The organism is Paucilactobacillus suebicus DSM 5007 = KCTC 3549 (assembly GCF_001434475.1).
Lineage (GTDB): Bacteria > Bacillota > Bacilli > Lactobacillales > Lactobacillaceae > Paucilactobacillus > Paucilactobacillus suebicus.
Genome location: NZ_AZGF01000068.1, coordinates 1 through 959, shown reverse-complemented (window position 1 = coordinate 959; position 959 = coordinate 1). Strand labels below are relative to the sequence as shown.

Genomic DNA, 959 nt, shown 5'->3' with positions numbered 1-959 from the left:
TCAAACGCTTTTCTAATTTGATTTTCGAGATTATGCTAAACATGCATTAACTCACTTTGCTAAGTTAATTTTTTTAACTATATTAATTACTAATCGAGTATTTGTCACAACTCAATCGTAAAAACTATTTTCACAAAAAAATAGTTAACATGGCTAAATAATTTTGACAATTCCATAAGATATATATGGTATAGTATAGATTGTTAAAAATATTAAAAGAAACGTGATAAGTAAATCTAAAAAATATAAGTAGTCTTTATGTAACTACGTCCAACCCTGATGACGTTAAAAGCTGATAATTAAATATATCTCGGGGGGATTTATAATGAAAAAACGGTTTACTCGACTGTTTGTTGTATTACTAGCATTAGTTTGTGGGGCCTATTTTGGAAGTTCCACAGCTAGTGCTCACAAGGTGACACCTAAGTACGTTGCAAAACTGGTTAACAAGGACTTAAAAGAGCCTGATGAAACAGGTACAACTAAGTTCAAATGGATTAAAAAAGACCAGGCATTTGAAGCAGTACTTGATCCAAATTGCGATATGTACCAGCAAATGGATAGCGGACAGGTTTCTGTATGGGAATCCTACACTAAAGCCGTTAAATATGAATCAAAGACGCTGAAAAAATCAGGATATTCAAAATATTCTAATTTTGCAGTCATTAATCCAGAAGATCACTCAAAAATATTCTTGCAAATTGCAAAAGGAAAAACTTTATATGATGTTAAAGATGATTTACAATAACAGAAATAAGTTGACCCATTCGACCCTGTTTACTAACAATATTGAAAACTATCCAAATGTATAAAAGGCAAAAGCCTTTTTTATTTTGGTCAAATTTTGGGCAACATAAAATTATGTATAAAAACACCACCTTGAAATGTTATAAAATTCAAGGTGGATTATTATTGTAATTCCTTGTGCTACTTGCGTCTACGCTTGATGATATGGATTG

Annotated in this window: 1 protein-coding gene; it reads left to right on the top strand. The window is 31.0% G+C overall.

Annotated features, from left to right (window positions below):
* The first annotated feature begins 325 nt into the window (after positions 1 to 325).
* Positions 326 to 748, top strand: a complete 423-nt coding sequence (locus FD16_RS12440; RefSeq protein WP_010622202.1) for a hypothetical protein — start codon at positions 326 to 328, stop codon at positions 746 to 748.
* Positions 749 to 959 lie beyond the last annotated feature (211 nt).

Excerpts from the sequence above, each read along its gene's own strand:
- FD16_RS12440 (WP_010622202.1), top strand. The coding sequence starts at position 326 with ATGAAAAAACGGTTTACTCGACTGTTTGTTGTATTACTAGCATTAGTT.